Raw genomic sequence first — 17922 nt, forward strand, 5'->3', positions numbered from 1 at the left:
GTCAGTTGCCCCCTTGGTGCCGCAGCGTGACGGCCGGATCGGTGCGGCGCAGCGCGATCGCCGCGACGATGAGCAGCGGCACGGCGGCGACCCCGGCGAGCAGCAGCGCCACCCGGCCGGCCGGCAGCTCGACCAGGACCGCGGGCACCGGCTGGGTCGCCTGGTCGGTCAGCACGATCAGCGGCACCACCGCCCTGGTCAGTACTTCGCCGAGGCCGAGCCCCGCCAGCAGGGCGATCGCGATCAGCACGCCCTGTTCGGCGGCGATCAGCCGGGCGAGCTGGCGGCGCGGGGTGCCGAGCGCGCGCAGCACGCCGAACTCCTGGCCGCGCTCGCGCAGCGACCCGGCGGCGCTCACCGAGAAGCCGACCGCGGCCAGCGCCGCCGCCACGATCGACACGGCCACGAGCGCCGACTGCGGGCCCGCGCCCAGCGGATCGTCGCCCAGCTCCTTGGCGATCTCCGCGCGGGACACGATCTGCGCGGGGTCGGCGTCGGGGCGGGCCTTCAGGGTCGCCACGGCCGCGGCCGAGCGGTCCGGCGCGGTGGTCAGCCACCACTCGGTGGGGAGCAGGGCGTCGCCCTTGTCCTGGAGGACCCGGTTGACGGCCCGCAGGTCGAGGAGCAGGCCTCCGCCGTCGGAGGCCGCGGTGCCCGCGGGCACCGCGGCCGGGCCGACCGCGCCGCTGCCGGTGGTCGGCAACTGCTTCAGGCGGGCGACGAGCTTCACCCGCAGACTCTGGCCCGCCAGCGGCACGTCGATGGTCTGCCCGACCTTGCTGCCACTGGACTGAAGGAACCTGTCGTCGGCGACGGCGGCCGGTGCGGGCGGCGCGGGGCGCGGCGCGGTGAGCCGCACGGTGCGGGTCACGGACGCGGAGCCCGTCTCCCAGTTCGTGTCCTTGGCGCTCTCGGTGTCCGCCTTCCACCGGCCGGCCGGCGGCACGGCGACGGCGGTCTCCTTCCCGCCGGGGCCGGTGGCGCGCAGCCCGTCCAGGGCGATCGCCTGCGGCTCGGCCGCGCCGTCGGGCAGCTCGCGCACGACGGAGAGGCCGGTCAGGAGCAGGGGTCCGGCGGGGCGTCCCGTCGGGCAGCCCGCGGCGACGGACAGATCGAGGCCGAGGGTGTGGGGCAGGCCGTCCGAGGCCAGCTTGCCGACAGTGAACGGGAACTGCATCCCGAAGCGGTCCTCCAGCGTCGCCGTCACCGCCCCGGGCGGCCCGCCCGGGGCCCCGCCGGTCAGCCGCAGGTCGAGGCCGATCCGCTCGGTGTCCTGGGGGAACGCGACACCGGCCGGGGCGTCCTGCTTCGGCGTGAGCGCGGCGAGCAGGTCCTTGGCGGAGCGGCCCGCGAGGTCCTCGCGCAGCAGGAAGCCGTCCGCGTGGTGGGTGTCGAGGGCGAGCACCGTGCCCGAGCGCCCGCCGCTCAGCGGCATCGAGCCGCGCGCGGCCGGGGCGACCGCGCTGACCCCGGGGACCGCGTCGTACGAGCCGGCCTGGCCGAAGGGGCTGATGGTGGAGCCGAGTACTCGGATGTCGGTGCCCGCGCGGAAGTCGGCCTGGTCGCTCTGCGAACGGTTCCAGGTGGACGCCTGGCCGAGGGTGAGCAGGCCCATCGCGATCGCGAGGATGAGCAGAAGGACGGGGCCCGCGCCGCGCAGCGGGCGGCGGCTGAACTGCCAGCCGGCCAGCGCCGTCGGCAGCCCGCGCCCGCCGGCCGCCCGGCGTTCGGCGAGCCTGGCCGCGGGCGGCAGCAGCCGCAGGACCAGGACGGTCCCGGCGAGCAGGGCCAGCGCGGGCGCCGCCACGAGCAGCGGGTCGACGCCGAGCCCGCCCGAGGCGTCGGTGTTGATCGCGCCGGAACCCGAGGTCTGCCGGTCCAGCTGCCAGTAGGCGACCCCGGCGATCACCAGGAGCCCGATGTCGGCGCCCGCCCGGACCGGCGCGGGCAGCGCCCCGTCCCGGCCGCCCCGGCCAAGGCGGCTCGCCGACAGCGCGGGCGCCACCACCGCCGCCGCGCAGCCCAGCGCGACGAGGGCCGCGACCAGCCACACCGTGGCGGTGGCCGAGGTGTCCAGACGCAGTCCGGCCCGCGCGAGCGCGCCCTGCCCGGCGAGCAGCCGGGTCAGCGGGCCCGCGAGGAGCGGGGCGACCAGCGCGGCCGGCACCGCGAGCAGCAGCGCCTCGGCGGCCGCGAGCCAGGTGATCTGGCCCCGCGATCCGCCCCGGGCCCGCAGCAGTTCGGTCTCGCCGGACCGCTCGCTGCTCAGCAGCCGGGCCACCAGGAGCAGCGCGTACCCGGCGAGCAGCACCAGCTGGAGCGCCACGATGAGCAGCGTCGAGCGGGACACGAGCAGGGAGCGCTCGGCCCGGTCGAGGATCTCCGGCAGTGAGGTCACCGCGGTCGCGTTGCCCCCGAACACGGGCTGTTTCACCAGGGACTTGGGCCCGTCGGTGGCGGCCGAGCGGAGCCGGTCCATGCGGTCGACGCCGATCCCGGAGAAGTCGGCGGAGGCCAGCCACGCGCTCTGGCCCGTACTGACCCGGCCGCCCGCGAGCACCGAGTCGTCGGCGAGCAGCGGCCCGTACGTGGTGAAGTCGAGCTTGCGCATGCCGCGGCCGCCGAGGTCGTCGAGGCGCCAGTACGCGTCCGAGACGTCAACCGCCTTGTAGATACCGGTGATCCGGGCGGTGACGGGCGGGCCGTCGAGCCGGTCGGTGAGGGCGAGCGTGGCACCCGGGTGCAGATCCAGCCGCCCGGCCGCGGACTCGGGCAGCGCGACCTGGATCTCTGGCGAGCTGTTGGCGGCGGGCCAGCCGCCCGCGGTGAGGCGGACGCGCGAGCGGTCGATCGCGGCGAACAGCGTGAGGTCGGGGTCGCCGCCGCGGGCGTCCGGCGGTTGCAGGGAGCGCGGCAGGGCGTACGGTCCTGATTCGGTCAACTCCCTTGTTGTGACCGGGAGTTGATCGAAGACGGCGCGGGCGCCGGTGCGCACCGCGTCGCCCGCGGCCCTGCGCTGGTCCGGCTTGACCTCGGACTTGACGGCGAGGGCCGCGGGCGCGGCGGAGCGGGTGGCCAGCGTGTGGCGCAGCGCCGCGTCCCCGATGGACCCGGAGAACGTTGCCAGGGCGGCGAGTACGGATGTGGTGAGCAGCACCGCGAGCAGCGCCGCGATCAGCAGCAGCCGGTGCGCACGCACCCGCAGAAAGACGAACCCCGGCACACGGCCCCCCTCGGCGGCTTTTAGGCCATCCCCCCGAAATGTGCCCAGATGCTTTCAGAGGGCATGAGGCCGTGGAAACCGCTTGCCGTATGAACTTGCCCGATCGTGATCGGAATGCGACCACGGACGACCGAATTCCGGTCGGAGGGGCAGTTTTCGAGGGTGCTTTCGGGCAGCTGGGGTGGTGCGGGGCGGCTCAGCCCTCGGAGTTGACCATCGAAGCGGCCGCGTACGTCAGATAGTTCCAGAGCGTCTGCTCGTGCTCGGGGGACAGTTCCAGGCCGTCGACGGCGGTGCGCATGTGGCGCAGCCAGGCGTCGTGCGCGGCCCGGTCGACCGTGAACGGCGCGTGCCGCATCCGCAGCCGCGGGTGCCCCCGGCCGTCGCTGTAGGTGCGCGGGCCGCCCCAGTACTGCATCAGGAACAGGGCGAGGCGCTCCTCGGCCGGGCCCAGGTCCTCCTCCGGGTACATCGGACGAAGCAGCGGGTCCTCGCCGACGCCCTGGTAGAAGAGGTGCACGAGGCGCCGGAAGGTCCGCTCGCCGCCGACCTGCTCGTAGAAGGTCTGCTCCGGCAGCGTGCCGCGCGGAATCTCGGTCACGTAGAACACCCTCGCAATGTCGTGTTGGCCTGCCCCGGAACGCGGCCCGGAGTCCAGGGGCCGTTCCCCGGGAAATGCAGCACGCTTCCATGGTCTCAGACCTCGTGGCCGAGGACCGGAGGCGTAGGACCGCTCGCCTCCCGGCCCCCGGCGCAGCACAGTGGACGTATGAGCGCGGACCTGGCACTGAGGCGGGCCCTGGTGCGCGGGATCGCGGCCGGCGGGGCGCTCGCCGACCCGGCCTGGCGAGCCGCCTTCGAGGACGTGCCGCGCCACCTCTTCGTGCCGTACTACTACGAGGGCGCGCCCGGCGGCCACGTCCGGCTGTGGGGCGAGGACCCGGACCCCGAGCAGCGCGAACGCTGGCTGACCGGGGCCTATGCGGACGCCCCGCTGGCCACCCGGATGCGCGACGGCGAGCTCGTCTCGTCCTCCAGCCAGCCCTCGCTCATGGCCCGCATGCTGGAGGCGCTGGAGATAGGGGACGGGGACCGGGTCCTGGAGGTCGGCGCCGGGACCGGGTACAACGCGGCGCTGCTGTGCCACCGGCTCGGCGAGGAGAACGTGACCACCGTCGACCTCGACCCCGAGATCACCGAGTCCGCGCGGACGCACCTGGCCACGGCCGGGTACCACCCCGCCGTGATCACCGGGGACGGGGCGCGCGGCGCTCCCTCGCGGGCCCCCTTCGACAAGATCGTGGCGACCTGCACGGTGGGCTCGGTGCCCCACGACTGGCCCGCCCAGTGCCGCACGGGCGCGCTGATCCTGGCCCCGCTGGCGACCGGCCTGATCCGGCTGCGCGTGACGGGCCCGGGCCACGCCGAGGGGCGCTTCCTGCACACCCCGGCCTACTTCGTGCCGCTGCGCGGCGCGGCCTCACAGAACCGGACCGTCCCCTACGCGGGCGGCCTGCCGCGCGAGAGCGTGGCGAACGAGCTGTTCCGCTTCCTGCTCGAACTGACGGCGGGCAGCCTCGACCCGTACGAGGCGCACCAGCTGTGGCGGCGCGAGCAGCGGCCCCGCCGTGAGCGGTTCGGGGTGACCGTGGACGACGGCGCCCAGTGGGCGTGGCTGGACGATCCGCAGGGGCCCTACACCTGGCCCCTGCGGGAGTGACCGGTCGGGCTCTCAGCCCCGGCGCACGGTGATCGTCGTCCAGGCGCCCACGTGCACCCGGTCGCCGTCCTGCAGCGGCACCGGAACGTAGGGCTGGATCGGCTCGCTGGAGCCGTTGACCGTGGTGCCGTTCGTCGAGTTCTGGTCGACGACCGCCCACGTGCCGTCCGGCTGCTGCACGAGCACCGCGTGCTGGTGCGAGACGCCCGGGTCCTCCGGCGGCACCGACAGGTCGATGTCGGGCGCCTCGCCGGTGGAGTGGCGGCGGCGGCCGATGGTGATCTGGTTGCCGGACAGCGGGCGCTGCTGCTCGGGCGAGTACGCCGGCAGGTTCAGACCGGCCGCTTCCGGGCCGCTGCGCTGCATCATCGCCAGGAAGTAGTCCCGGTCCGGGCCGATCGTGATCGCCCAGCCGGCCGGCGCGGGCGGCGGCACGGCCTGCGGCCAGTCGTCGCCCTGCTCCGGGGTGGACTGCGGCCAGTCGTCGCCGCCCCGCTCGGGAGTCGGCTGCGGCCAGTCGTCACCCCGGTCAGGGCCGGTGGCCTGCGGCCAGTCGTCGCCGCGGTCGGGCTGCTGGCGCGTCCCCTGGACGGGCTGGGACGGCGGCGGCAGCATCCAGTCGTCTTCGGCCCCCGGCTGCTGAACCTGCGGCGGAGCCGGCGGCGCCTGCTGCTGGAAGGCGGGCGGCGGCGGGGGCGGCCCGCCCTGGCCGCCGTTGAAGGGCCCGGGGGGCGGGGGCGGCTGCTGCTGGAACGCGTTCGGGGGCAGCTGCTGCGCGGAGCGCTGCGAGGGGTCGCCGGCCAGCGGCTCGGCGGGCCGGTTCACCTGCGAGGGCCGCGAGCTCTGGTACTCGTACGGGTCGCGCGCCGGCGGGGGCGGCGGCGGGCCCTGCTGGAAGGCGGGCGGCAGGTTAAGGCCGGGGCCGGGAGCAGGGCCGGGCCCGGGACCGGGGCCGTTCGCCGGGCCGGGGCCCTGGTTCGGCATCGGCTGCTGCGGGGCCAGCGGCGTGTACGAGGTCGCCGTGTTGGTGAGGAAGTTCCAGCGGCACTCCTCGCAGAAGGGCGCCCCGGCCTCGCGCGGGGTGCGGCACTGCGGGCAGAGCTCGGCCTGGGAGGTGGCGTTCGGATCCCCGGGGCCCGGGTAGCCGTACGCGGGCGGAGGCGGGGGAGGCGGCGGCACGGCGCCCATGCGATGGCCGCAGATCTCGCACCAGTCGTCGGAACCCGACTGGTGTCCGTTCGGGCAGGTCGGCATGGAGTCGCTTCCCCCTCTCGTCGTCCGGCCCGGCGGGCCGCGGTATTTCGGCGGTTCTTTGTACTCGCGTACTCGGTATTGCTGCTTGGTGCTTTTCGGGCGTAACCACGCACTATTCGGGCGTAGCCACTTCTTGTGCGCTTCTTGCTACTTCTTGACGCGAACGGTCTTCGTGGAGCGCGTTTCGAGGGTCATCTCGTCCGCTTCCGCGACCTTCGCCTTCAGTCGCACAGTACCCGTCGCCTCGTCGACGACGTCCACCACCTTCGCAAGGAGTTTCGCGGTATCCGCGTTCCCCGAGGCGGCGGCCAGCTGCACCGCCCGGCCGAGCTTCGCGGTCGCGCCGTCCACATCGCCCGACTTGCGGGCATCCAGACCCTGTTGGATGACCTGTGCCAGTTCGGCCTGGCCCGTGTAGTGCGCGACCTGGGGGTTGATGGAGGTGGAGGCCGCCATGTCGTCGGTCCACACCGCCCGCACCAGACCCTGCGAAAGGACCTGCGGCGCACCGCCCTCGCGGTCGGGCACGATCAGCGAGACGCGGGCGGCGAGCATCTCCTGGCCGATTCCGGCCTCGGGCACCCGCACGCACACGTGGTAGTCGCGGGACTCGTCGCCCCAGGAGCCGGTCGGATAGTCCCCGGCGCGCGGGCCCGCCTCGGTGCGGCGGTCCGTCAACTCCTCGACGGTGGGCGCCACTTGCTTGACGAACGCGATCTCCACGCCGACCGGGGTCCACAGCCGCAGGGCGACGTCCGCGACCTCCTTGCCCATCGCGTTCTCCATCATCTGCGTGAAGTCCGCGGCCAGATTGGCCGGATCCGCGACGATGTCCGCGGTGCCGAGCAGCGCGGAGGCGATCGAGGTGACCTCCTTGACCTCCCAGTCGGTCCCCACGCCCCGGGCGTCACAGGTGAACCGTCCGGCGCAGGCCGTCAGGGCGGAGCGCAGGTCCTCGGGCGACTCGTGCTCGTTGCGCCCGTCGGTGAGCAGGATGCCGTGCCGGATCGGGACGTCGGCCGCCCCGAGCAGCCGGTCGGCGAGCCGCAGCCAGGTGCCGATCGCGGTGCCGCCGCCCGCGCTCAGCTTGCGCAGCGCCTCTTTCGCCTGCGTACGGGTCTGGCTGTCGGCGGTGGCGAGGCGGCCGTTGCCCGGGTAGACCTCACGGGCGATGTGCGTGCCGGCGACGACCGCGAAGGCGACCCCGTCGCGCAGCGTGTCGATGGCGGCGGCCGTCGCGTCACGGGCGTTGCGCATCTTGGTCGGCGGGTAGTCCATCGAGCCCGAGCAGTCCACCATGATCACCACGGCCGCGGTGGGCGGCCGGCCGGGTATGTAGGACGGCGCGGTCGTGGCCGCCGTGAAGGGCGCGCCGCCCAGGGTGCCGCCGCCGGTGGAGGCCACCGTGACGATCGCGTTGACCTCGCGGCCGCCCTCCGGCAGGAACTCGTTCTGGTACACCTCGACGGAGAACTGCGGCACGTTGGACTTGGAGAAGTTGGCCATCGGAAAAGGCTCCTTGAGGCTCCATGGACCTGAAGTGAAAGAAGTGAGAGAAGCCGCGCAAGAGGGATGCAATGGGGACGGAGGCCTAGTTGTAGGCGGATCCTGCCCCTTGCTGCTCCACCGCGAACGGCAGCACGGCCACTGTTACGTTGTCGTGGCCCCCGCCGTCCAGGGCGTGCCCGACGAGCACCTGGGCGCTGTGCAGCGGCCGTTCGGCGGCGTCCGCCGGGATGACGCGGGCCATCTCCTCGGCGGCCTCCGCGTAGTTCCACAGCCCGTCCGTGCAGACCACCACCACGCCGGAGCGGTCCGGCTTGAACGAGGCGGTGTGCGGGTCCAGTTCGTACGCGTCGGCCCCCAGCCACCCGGTGATGGCGTGGGCGCGCTCGTCGGCGTAGGCGTCGGCCTCGCTCATCAGGCGGGCCGCCACCATCTGCGCGGCCCACGAGTCGTCCTCGGTGAGCCGGGCCGGGGCGGTCGTGCGGTCGTCCGGCACCCAGTACGCCCGGCTGTCCCCGACCCAGCCCACGACGAGAAGACCGCCCGCCGAGATCGCCCCGACCAGCGTGCAGGCCGGCGCGTTCTGATGGCGGTGCGGATCGTCGCCGAGGGCCGGACCGGGCTCGGCGGCAAGGGAGTTGACGGCCTCGGCGGCGGCCAGGATCGCGTCGTGCATGGCCTGCTGGGGGTGGGTGCCCTGCGGCAGGGCGGCGAGCAGCGCCTCGTTGGCGGCGGCGGCGGCCGCGGCGGACGCCTCGTCGGGGCGGGTCGCCGACGACACCCCGTCGCAGACGATCGCCACGACGGCGGGCGAGCCGTCGGGCAGCGCGGTCGAGGACAGCGCGAAGGAGTCCTCGTTGCGGTGGTGGCGCAGCCCGCGGTCGCTCACCGCGGAGACCGAGCCGAGCTCCTCCTCCATGTGGTCGCGCTCGCGCGGCTGGGCGTGCCCGCAGTTCTCGCAGTACCCGTCGCCGTCGACCCGGCCGGACCGGCAGGCCACGCACACCTTGGCGCCGGGCGCCGGGGGCCGGGCGACATGGGTGGCCGGGTCGGGCTCGGCCGCGCGCGGGTCGGGCGCCGGAAGCGGATACTCGTCCACCGCGTCGTCCGCCGTAACCGGCTCGTCCGTCCGTACCGCGTACGGGAGTTGAGGCTCCGGTCCCGCGGCGGCCGGGGACGCCATCTCGATGGTCGGATGGTCGAGCGGCGGCTCGGGCACGGCCGACAGGTCGTACCCGCAGGCCCCGCAGAACAGGTCCCCCGTCTCCAACGGCTCTTCGCAGCCGGGGCAGGCGGCCGGCTGATGCGTCTGCGACATCGTCACACCCAGGTCCGGGGGCGGAATCGGTTGGCCCGTTCCACCAGGTCGATCCTTTCCTCGCCACGCTGTGCGAGCCGGGCGAGCACCCGGTACGAACGTTCCAGACCGAAGCGCAGGCCCCGCTCGTCGACTTCGCTGCCGAGCAGTGCGGTCTTCGCCTGCCCGGCGCCGGTGCTCCCCGACAGTACCCAGTCCAGAGCGGTGCCCAGGACCTCGGTCGCCAGCTGTTCACGTCGCACCGCGTCCAGACCGAACCCGTCGAGCGCCTCGACCTGGGCCGCCGCGGCCGACAAGTCCTCGATCAGCGGGTCCTGCGGGGCGCGGCTGCGCAGCCGCGCCCGGACCGCCGCGACGCGCGCCGCCGTGTAGTGGATGGAGGACTCGGGCACCGACTCCAGGGTCCGTACGGCGCTGGTGCGGTCCCCGGCGGCGAGCCGCACCCGGGCCAGGCCGAAGGCGGCGCTCACGTAACTCGGGTCGGTCGTCCACACCAGGCGGTAGTACTCGGCCGCGTTGTCGAGCTGGCCAAGCACCTCCGCGCACACGCCGAGGGCGAGCTTGGGGGCGGGCTCGCCGGGGAACGCGTCGTAGATCGCGTCGAAGGACAGCGCCGCGTTCTCGTTGTCGCCCGCCGCCAGCGAAGCCAGGCCCCGGTACCAGACCACCCGCCAGTCGTCCGGGTGGTCCATCTCCAGGGATTCGAGGGCCTTGGCGGCGGACACTCGCTCGTTCATGTCGAGCCGGGCCCGCAACTCGCGCAGCCTGCGCTCGATGGAGTCGGCCGGTGCCGAGCGCAGCGCGGTGATCAGCTCGGCGGGCGCGGCCGCCATCAGGCCCGCCAGGAACCCGGCGTTGGGGTCGCTCGGGTCCACGTGCGGCACGGGCAGCGCGAGCGAGGTGCCGCGCGGGTCCAGGGGCGTGAGCAGCGGCGCGGCGTGCCCGCCGCCGGTCGAGCCCTCGGCGCGCGGCACGGGGATGGCGCCCTGCGTCGCCGGGTGGGGCAGGTTCGGGGTGCTCGGGGCGACGGCCGGGACGGGCGGGGCGCCCGCCGGAACAGCGGCCAGGGCCGGTGCCGGGGCCGCCGCGAGCGCCTTGCGGGCGCGTCTGCCAACCGGAGCCACCCGGGCTCCGAGCCGCGAGAAGTCCCCGTTCTGCTCGGCGAACAACTTCGTGTCCGTGACGCGCAGTTCGGTGCCGAACAGCGTCGAGAGGGCCGGTCGCGGGCGGCCCGTCTGGAGCGCCACGACCTCGCGGAGGACGCCCGTCAGCTGCTCCGCCATCTCCTGCGCGGAGGCGAACCGGCGCGCCGGATCCGGGTCGGTGGCCCGCACCAGGAACCGGTAGAAAGACTCGTACGTGCGGAACACGTCGATGTTGTCGGGGTCCGGCAGGCTGTCCGCGTAGACGTTCGTGTAGCCCTGGAAGTCGAAGGTGAGGACGGCCAGGGTGCGCGCCACCGTGTACAGGTCGGAGGCGACCGAGGGGCCGAGCTCGGCGACCTCGGGGGCCTGGTAGCCGACCGTGCCGTAGATCGCCGACTCGTCGTCGTCCATGCGGCGCACCGCGCCCATGTCGATCAGCTTCAGCTGGTCCTCGGTCTGGATCGCGTTGTCGACCTTGAAGTCGCAGTACAGCAGGTTGCGGCTGTGCAGATGGCCGAGCGCCTCCAGGGCCTCGATGCCGTACGCGCAGGCCTGCTCCACGGGCAGCGGGTCGCGCTTGCCGGCGGTCGTGCGCCGCTCGTTGGCTATCTCCTTGAGCGACTTGCCGCCGACGTACTCCATGACGATGTAGCCGTCGAGCGAGCCGGTGCGCTGGTCCAGGTGCTCGACGAAGTTGTAGATCCGCACGATGTTGGAGTGCTCGATCTCGGCGAGGAAGCGCCGCTCGGAGATCGCCGCCGCCATCGCGTCCTGGTCGCCGGTGTCGAGCAGGCCCTTGAGGACCACCCAGCGGTCCGAGACCGCGCGGTCCACGGCGAGGTAGACCCAGCCGAGCCCGCCGTGCGCCAGACAGCCCACGACCTCGTACTGGCCGTGCACGATGTCGCCGGCGTGCAGCTTCGGTACGAACGAGTACGGGTGGCCGCACTTGGTGCAGAAGCCCTCCGTGCGCCCCGTGCGCTCACCGCGCGAACGGCCCACCTGCGCCCCGCAGTCCGAACGCGAGCAGAACCGCTTCCGCTCGGGGACCTCGGGGTGCTCCATCACCGCCGAGCGCGGATCGGGCCGCGGCACCTCCGGCACCGACACCAGGCCCGCGCCGAGCCGGCTGCGCGCCGACGAGCTCGCCGCCTTGCCCGAACTGCGCACCGACACCGACCGCGAGGTGCTGCCACCGGTCAGCGAGGACAGCCGCCCGGAGACCGAGCGCCGCGACGTCGAGGACCGGGAGGTGGAGGACCGCGACGAGCGCGAGGACGAGCGCGAGGACTGCGAGGCCGAGCGGTGGCCGCCGCCGGTGATCCCGGTCGGGGGCGACGACACCATGCCGTTCGGTGAGACGACGGGCGCGAGCCCGCACGTGTCGCAGTACAGCTCGCCGCCGCCCATGTCCTCGTACGAACCCGCGCAACCGGGGCGCTGGCACTGGGTGTTCTCGCTCACGAATCCCCCCTCTGGTCAACGGGCCCGGGATGTCTCGGGACCAGTACGTCGGCCGCCGCCCGCTGGTAGCGGAGCACCGCCTCCTCGGCGACGCGCAGATCGCAGGGCGCGGACCACAGCATCCGGCGGGCCGCGTCGTACCGCTCGATCAGGAGCGGATCCTCGGCCATGCCGTGCCGGGCGACCTTCGCCTTGTACGCGTCGAGGCGGCCGCGCAGCTCCGCGCGGACCGCCAGCGGCGCGGTGACCGCCGTCAACGACTCGCGGGCGCGCAGCAGTTCGTCCTCGGCCTCCCGCTCAAGCGATTCGAGCAGGGGCGAGAGCCGGTGCCACTGCGAGTGCCTGCGGTACTCGGCGGCGGTCGCCAGCTGTTCCTGGAGCGCGATCGACGGGCCGCTCACGGCGGGCACCTCGCTCGCGGCGATCTTCGCGAGGACCTCGCCGCGCGCCGACCGGGCCTCGGCCAGCGTGCGATCCGCCCGTGACAGTACATCGCGCAACCGGACCAACCGCTGCTCAGCGTCCTGCCGGACCGTCAGGACTGCGTCAATTTCGCGGCGTACGTCCTCCAGGGCGCGAGCCGCCCGGTCGTAGCGACCGGTGTCGGGGCGGCCGCCGCCCGGCGCGGAGCTGCCCGGCGCGGGCACCCAGAACGCCAGCGGGTCGGAGATCACCTGGGCGCGCAGATCGGCCAGCTCGGCCGTGATCGACTCCAGGTCGTCGCCCGAGGGATGCTCCCCGGGCCGCACGCCCACCGAGTGCGCGAGGCCCCGGGTGCGGTGCAGCTCGGCGGCCAGGAGGTCTATCCGGGCGGGCAGCGCCGACCACACCGCGTCGGCGGCCACGACCAGGTCGAGCGCGTGCGCGTACAGCTCGTTCATCCGGTTCACCAGCTCGGCGAGGGTGAACCGCTCGGTCAGCCGCGCCGGGCCCCCGGCCAGCGTCGGGGCGCTGTGCAGGGCGGCGCCCGACAGCGTCACGGACTCGCCGCGCAGCCGCTCGGTCAGCTCCACCAGGTCCTCCCGGCCGAGCCAGCGCCGCCTCGCGCGCAGCTCGCGGGCGGACTCAAGGGCCGCCGTGTACGCGTCGAAGTACGCCCAGAGCAGGGAGATCGACTGCTCGGTGGACGCCCAGCGCTCCTTGGTGACGCCGGTGAGCCCGGCGCCTTCGAGGAGCCGGCGCCCGGCATGGTCCTGGAGGGCGAGCAGCGAGGTCTCGATGGCCTCGTGCTCGGCGCCGAGGCGTGCCAGCGCACGGTCCACCTCGTCCCGGTCCATGACCGGCTCCGGGGGTCCCCCGGTGGAGCTGGGGGAGGGTCCCGCGCCCATCGATCACCTCTCCGCTCTGTGGTACGACGCCGACGTCAACTCGCTCATCCTGTCCGGTACTTGGGGGCCGGTGGCCCGGATATGCCGGGCAGGTCGGCGGCGAGCCAGTGGCGGTACGCCGTCATCCACGGGCTGTTGGCCCCGCCGGCCCGGTAGTCCACCAGGACCTGGTTGATCCGCTGCACCAGGTCGGTGTTGCCGAGCTTGACGGCGACGCCGTAGTACTCGGTGGTGAACGGGCTGCCCTTCAGCTGGACCGCCGGGTCCTGGGCGGCCTGGCCCGCGGCGAGCGCGTTGTCGGTGACCACCGCGTCCACCAGGTTCTGCTGGAGGCGGACCAGGCAGTCCAGCTGGTTGGGGACCGTGAAGTCCTGGTAGTCCGCGCCGTGCGGGCCGGCCTTGAGCGCCTCCAACGCGGTGGAGCCCGCCGCCACACAGACCCGCTTGCCCTTCAGCGAGTCGTCGAAGCCCGTGATGGCGGAGGTCTTGGGGGCGAGCACCTGCTGGCCCGCCTCGAAGTAGGCGGTGGAGAACGAGGCCTGCTTGATGCGGGTGCAGTTGACCGTCATCGTGCGCACGACGACGTCGACCGTGCCGTTCTGGAGCGCGGGGATGCGCTGACTGGTCGGGATGGCGCGGTAGATGACCGCGTTCTCGTCGCCCAGGATGTTCTTCGCGATCGCCTTCACCAGATCGATGTCGAAGCCTTCGAGGGTGCGCGTCGTCGGATTGCGGTAGCCCCAGCGGAAGCTGTTCTGGTCGACGCCCGCGATCAGCTTGCCGCGCCGCTTGATGGCGTCGATGTTCGGCCCGTCCGCCGACGACGGGGCCAGGCTCGCCTCCGGGTCCTTGCAGTCGTCGGCCTTGGCCTGCACGGCCCGGGCGACCCCGGGGCCCGCGACGCCCGCCGCGCCGTCCTCGCCGCCGTGCCGGGTCAGCGGGATCAGCGCGCCCGCGGCGACCGCCAGCGCGAGCGCCATGCCGGCGACGCCGCCCCAGCCGCGCAGCCGCCCGGCCCCGCGCCGCGTGCGCCGGGCGCGGCCGGGCAGGTCGGTGCCGGGGGCGGCCGGGTGTGCCGGATCCGCCGAGCCGTTCGCGCCGCTCATCTCGACCCCTCTCGCCGATCCGCCGCCGGTGCCGCGTCCGTTGCCGCTGTCCATGCCGCTCACCTGTACTCCGCGAGCCGGCGGCTGATGCCGACGCCCGCGCCCGCCGCCGCGAGCACCGCGAGGACGGCCGCGCCCAGCGGCAGACCCGCCAGGGCGCCGCGGCCGTCGGAGGCGGCCGTGGTGAACTCGTGCTGCTCGTGGGCGATCGCCGAGTCAAGCTCCTTGTCCACCTGGTCGAAGCACTCGCCGGTGGAGCCCGTCGCGCCGATGACCTGCGTCAGCGCGCCGTCGTAGTCACCGCTGTCGTCGGTCTTGCGGGCCGCCGTGTGGCGCTTTTGCCACTCGTCCATGTCGCCGACGGCCTTCGTGACGGGATCCTTGCCCGCGGCGTCGTCGGCGAGGCTCTTGGCCGCGCCGAGCTTGCCGGACAGCGACGCCATCTCCTTGGTGAACGACGCCTCGTACAGGTCCTTGCCGTCGTCGTTGAGCACCGCGCCCCGGGCCACCAGCGTCAGGTTCTCGTTGGCGCGGGCCTGGAGCGAGCTGATCCGGGCGTCGTTGAGGACCTTCAGGGACTCCTGGCCGTGCGCGCGCGAGGTCGACAGGTCGGAGGAGGCCACCGCGTGCCCCACCACCAGCCAGAGCAGCACCACCGTGGAGGCGGCCGTCGCGGCCAGCAGGCCGTGGTTGAACACCCGGTTCGTCCGCAGGAAGTTGCGGCGCTGGACCCACGCGAGCCCGCCGAGCGCCACCAGGCCGAGCGCGGTCGCCGCGTACGGCCACGTGTCCGCCTGGTCGTAGTCGTCGTAGAGCCGGCCCGTCTCGGCCTCGTACAGCTTCTGCGCGGCGGGCAGCAGGCTGGTGCTCATCTTCTGGTTGGCGAAGCGCAGATAGGCGCCGCCGACCGGGAAGCCCTGGCGGTTGTTGGCCCGCGCCTGCTCGATGAGGCCGTTGTAGAGCGGGAGCTGCTCGTTCATGGTGGCTATCTGCTGGGCCGACTCGGCCGAACCCGTCGTGTTCGCGGCCGCCTTGACCAGCAGCCGGGAGGCGGTCGCGATGTCCGTGTCGTACCGCTTGCGCACGTCCAGGGGCTCCTGGCCGCCCGCGAGGAAGCCGCTCGCGGCGGCCGTGTCGGCGTCGGCGAGGGAGCGGTAGATGGAGGCGGCGTCCGCGCTCAGCGGCTGACTGCGGCTGACCACGTCGCTCGCCGCCGCCGAGCGGTCCGAGATCTCCCAGGCGGTGACGCCGCCGAAGGCGACGACGAGCAGCGCCACGACCGTACCGATGATCCACAGGCGGCCGGGCTCGGTCGTCGCGGCGGCGCGCAGCTGCTTGCGGGTCTCGGCCCAGCCCCGGTGTGTGCCGGGTCGCTGAGCCGCGACCCGGGCCGCGGACTCCCGCGTCTCCGGTTCGCGCACGTTCGGCGGATTCGCCACCTGACCTCCCCCTCGGTCGCTGCCTAGGCAGTATGGCCGCAGGGACCGACAACCATCCAGGGTTGTCTGGATCTTGTTACCTGCCGTACCGCGCCCCTGGCCCCCTGCCCCACGCCCCCACCATGTATACGCGTCGGCGATCCGTTCGGTTCCACAGGGCCCCGCCCGTCTCGCGACTACGCGTACTGGGCCCGCAGCCGCGCGTAGGCCCCGTCGGGCGCGCAGAGGTGGTCGAGGCCCAGAAGCCCCGCGCCGAGCACGGGCGATGTGGTCACCACCAGCGGCACCGCCTTGGGAGCCCGGTCCGCGAGCAACTCCCTTACCCTGTCGTCCAGTTGGGGATGCCTGGCCGCGAGCACGCTGCCGCCGAGCAGCACCGGCGTCTCCACTTCCAGGAGCCCGAGCCGGTCCAGGGCGACCGTCGCCAGGGCCACGATCTCCTCGGCCTGCCGATCGACGAGGGAGCGGGCCACCGGGTCGCCGGCCGCCGCGACCTCGAACAGGACCGGGCTCAGCTCGTGCCGGCGCACGGCCGGGATCTTCTCCAGGTGCAGCGCCTCGATCAGCTCGTACATCGAGGAGAGCCCGAAGTGGGCGGGCAGCGCCGCCGCGAGCGCGGTCGGACCGCCGCGGCCGTCCTCGGCGCGCGCCGCGAAGAACAGGGCCTCCTCGGCGAGCCCGCCGCCCCCGCCCCAGTCTCCGGAGATCTTCCCGATCGCGGGGAAGCGGGCGGTGCGCCCGTCCGGGGTCATGCCGACGCAGTTGATGCCCGCGCCGCACACCACCGCGACCCCGCGCGGGTCGGCGCCGCTGGGCAGCCCGGCGCGCAGGATCGCGAACGTGTCGTTGTGCACCCGCACGGAGTCCCCCCAGCCGCGGGCCTCAAGGGCCGCCGCCAACTCCCTTTCCTCGACGGGCAGATCGGCGTTGGCCAGACACGCCGAGACGTGCTCGACCCGCAGCGGTCCGGTCCGGTGCGAGGAGAGGTAGGCCTCCTCCACCGTGGTGGCCAGCATGTGCATGGCCACCTCGACGCCCACCGACGGCGGCCGGAAGCCGCCGCCCCTGGCGGTGCCGAGCACCGTTCCGTCCGCACCGATCAGTGCCACATCGGTCTTGCTGTTGCCGGCGTCGATCGCCAGCACACTCATGCCCACGCGAGGTGCTCCCGGTTGTGCTCGATCAGCCGGTCGGTGAGTCCGTCGGCGTATGCGTACTGCCCGACCAGCGGGTGGGCGAGCAGCGCCCGGAACACCCGGTCGCGCCCGCCGCGCAGGGCGGCCTCCAGGGCGAGGTCCTCGTACGCGGTGACGTGCGCGATCAACCCGGCGTACAGCGGGTCGAGTTCGGGCACCGGCAGCGGGACGGCGCCCGCGGCGTCCACCCGGGCCGGCACCTCGATGACGGCGTCGTCCGCGAGGAAGGGCAGCGTTCCGTTGTTGTACGTGTTGACGACCTGGACGGGGCTGCCGCCGTTGCCGAGGAGCGAGGCCGCGAGGTCGACGGCCGCCTCCGAGTAGAAGGCGCCGCCGCGCTTGGCGAGCAGCTCGGGCTTCTCGTCCAGGGCCGGGTCGCCGTACATCGTGAGCAACTCCCGCTCCATGGCGGCGACTTCGGCGGCCCGGGACGGCTTCGTGCCGAGCTCGCGCACCACCTCGTCGTGCGCGTAGAAGTACCGCAGGTAGTAGGAGGGGACCACGCCGAGCCGGTCGAGGACCTGGCGGGGCAGCCGCAGGTCGTCGGCGATGGCGTCGCCGTGCTCGGCGAGCAGCTTCGGCAGGACGTTGTCGCCCTGCGGGCCGCCGAGCCGCACCCCGAGCTCCCACGTCAGGTGGTTGAGGCCGACGTGGTCGAGGTGGACCTCGGCGGGCGTGACCTGGAGCAGGGCGGCGAACTTGCGCTGGAGGCCGATGGCCACGTTGCACAGCCCGACCGCCTTGTGCCCGGCCTGGAGCAGGGCGCGGGTCACGATGCCCACCGGGTTGGTGAAGTCGATGATCCAGGCGTCCGGGTTCGTGCGGCGGACGCGCTCGGCGATGTCGAGGACGACCGGCACGGTCCGCAGCGCCTTGGCGAGGCCGCCCGCGCCCGTGGTCTCCTGGCCGACGCAGCCGCATTCGAGCGGCCACGTCTCGTCCTGCTGGCGGGCGGCCTGGCCGCCGACGCGCAGCTGGAGCAGCACCGCGGCCGCGCCCTCGACGCCCGCGTCCAGGTCGGAGGTGGTCACGATCTTCCCCGGGTGGCCCTGCTTGGCGAAGATCCGCCGGGCGAGCCCGCCGACCAGGTCCAGGCGGTCGGCGGCCGGGTCGATCAGGACGAGCTCACTGATCGGCAGGGTGTCCCGCAACCGGGCGAAGCCGTCGATGAGTTCGGGGGTGTAGGTGGACCCGCCCCCCACTACTGCGAGCTTCATTCGTGG

12 protein-coding genes are annotated in these 17922 nt (G+C 73.9%); 1 reads left to right on the top strand and 11 read right to left on the bottom strand.

Translation table 11 applies throughout. The features are described 5' to 3' along the window. Position 1: 1 nt before the first annotated feature. Together OHA17_RS25930 and OHA17_RS25935 are read right to left on the bottom strand one after the other, a co-directional pair. A complete protein-coding gene (locus tag OHA17_RS25930; protein WP_406508585.1) occupies positions 2–3223 on the bottom strand; it encodes an FtsX-like permease family protein in 3222 nt (1073 codons plus the stop codon). A gap of 196 nt (positions 3224–3419) precedes the next feature. Continuing rightward, positions 3420–3824, bottom strand: coding sequence for a globin (locus tag OHA17_RS25935; protein WP_053727428.1), 405 nt, complete (start codon positions 3822–3824; stop codon positions 3420–3422). Between the two features lie 168 nt (positions 3825–3992). Here OHA17_RS25935 and OHA17_RS25940 point away from each other — a divergent pair, with 168 nt between their 5' ends. After that, positions 3993–4943, top strand: coding sequence for a methyltransferase domain-containing protein (locus OHA17_RS25940; RefSeq protein ID WP_406508586.1), 951 nt, complete (start codon positions 3993–3995; stop codon positions 4941–4943). A 12-nt stretch (positions 4944–4955) separates the two neighbouring features. Here OHA17_RS25940 and OHA17_RS25945 read toward each other — a convergent pair whose 3' ends face one another. The 9 genes from OHA17_RS25945 to OHA17_RS25985 form a co-directional block, all read right to left on the bottom strand. Then, entirely contained in the window at positions 4956–6197 is a 1242-nt protein-coding gene (locus tag OHA17_RS25945; protein WP_406508587.1) for an FHA domain-containing protein, read from the bottom strand. Positions 6198–6344: 147 nt separating this feature from the next. Further along, entirely contained in the window at positions 6345–7703 is a 1359-nt protein-coding gene (locus tag OHA17_RS25950; RefSeq protein WP_398871979.1) for a VWA domain-containing protein, read from the bottom strand. 85 nt (positions 7704–7788) lie between these two features. Next, entirely contained in the window at positions 7789–9021 is a 1233-nt protein-coding gene (locus OHA17_RS25955; protein ID WP_406508588.1) for a protein phosphatase 2C domain-containing protein, read from the bottom strand. A 2-nt stretch (positions 9022–9023) separates the two neighbouring features. Further along, positions 9024–11576, bottom strand: coding sequence for a tetratricopeptide repeat protein (locus OHA17_RS25960; RefSeq protein WP_406510817.1), 2553 nt, complete (start codon positions 11574–11576; stop codon positions 9024–9026). 50 nt (positions 11577–11626) lie between these two features. Then, entirely contained in the window at positions 11627–12907 is a 1281-nt protein-coding gene (locus tag OHA17_RS25965) for a hypothetical protein (RefSeq protein ID WP_398871975.1), read from the bottom strand. A 95-nt stretch (positions 12908–13002) separates the two neighbouring features. Next, complete coding sequence (locus OHA17_RS25970) at positions 13003–13938, bottom strand: glutamate ABC transporter substrate-binding protein (RefSeq protein ID WP_406510818.1); 936 nt, start codon at positions 13936–13938, stop codon at positions 13003–13005. A gap of 185 nt (positions 13939–14123) precedes the next feature. Then, positions 14124–15503, bottom strand: a complete 1380-nt coding sequence (locus OHA17_RS25975) for a hypothetical protein (protein WP_406508589.1) — start codon at positions 15501–15503, stop codon at positions 14124–14126. 176 nt (positions 15504–15679) lie between these two features. Continuing rightward, positions 15680–16654, bottom strand: coding sequence for an N-acetylglucosamine kinase (locus OHA17_RS25980; protein ID WP_406508590.1), 975 nt, complete (start codon positions 16652–16654; stop codon positions 15680–15682). Next, on the bottom strand, positions 16651–17916 hold the full coding sequence (locus tag OHA17_RS25985) for a 6-phospho-beta-glucosidase (protein ID WP_406508591.1): 1266 nt from the start codon (positions 17914–17916) through the stop codon (positions 16651–16653). The genes OHA17_RS25980 and OHA17_RS25985 overlap by 4 nt, the downstream gene beginning before the upstream one ends. Positions 17917–17922: the final 6 nt, after the last annotated feature.

Origin of the sequence: Streptomyces sp. NBC_00212, assembly GCF_045206365.1 — a bacterium.
Lineage (GTDB): Bacteria > Actinomycetota > Actinomycetes > Streptomycetales > Streptomycetaceae > Streptomyces.

Coding starts and splice junctions, on each gene's coding strand:
- OHA17_RS25970 (WP_406510818.1), bottom strand. CDS start 13,938: ATGGCGCTCGCGCTGGCGGTCGCCGCGGGCGCGCTGATCCCGCTGACC.
- OHA17_RS25940 (WP_406508586.1), top strand. CDS start 3,993: ATGAGCGCGGACCTGGCACTGAGGCGGGCCCTGGTGCGCGGGATCGCG.
- OHA17_RS25980 (WP_406508590.1), bottom strand. CDS start 16,654: ATGAGTGTGCTGGCGATCGACGCCGGCAACAGCAAGACCGATGTGGCA.
- OHA17_RS25945 (WP_406508587.1), bottom strand. CDS start 6,197: ATGCCGACCTGCCCGAACGGACACCAGTCGGGTTCCGACGACTGGTGC.
- OHA17_RS25955 (WP_406508588.1), bottom strand. CDS start 9,021: ATGTCGCAGACGCATCAGCCGGCCGCCTGCCCCGGCTGCGAAGAGCCG.
- OHA17_RS25985 (WP_406508591.1), bottom strand. CDS start 17,916: ATGAAGCTCGCAGTAGTGGGGGGCGGGTCCACCTACACCCCCGAACTC.
- OHA17_RS25960 (WP_406510817.1), bottom strand. CDS start 11,576: ATGGGCGGCGGCGAGCTGTACTGCGACACGTGCGGGCTCGCGCCCGTC.
- OHA17_RS25950 (WP_398871979.1), bottom strand. CDS start 7,703: ATGGCCAACTTCTCCAAGTCCAACGTGCCGCAGTTCTCCGTCGAGGTG.
- OHA17_RS25965 (WP_398871975.1), bottom strand. CDS start 12,907: ATGGACCGGGACGAGGTGGACCGTGCGCTGGCACGCCTCGGCGCCGAG.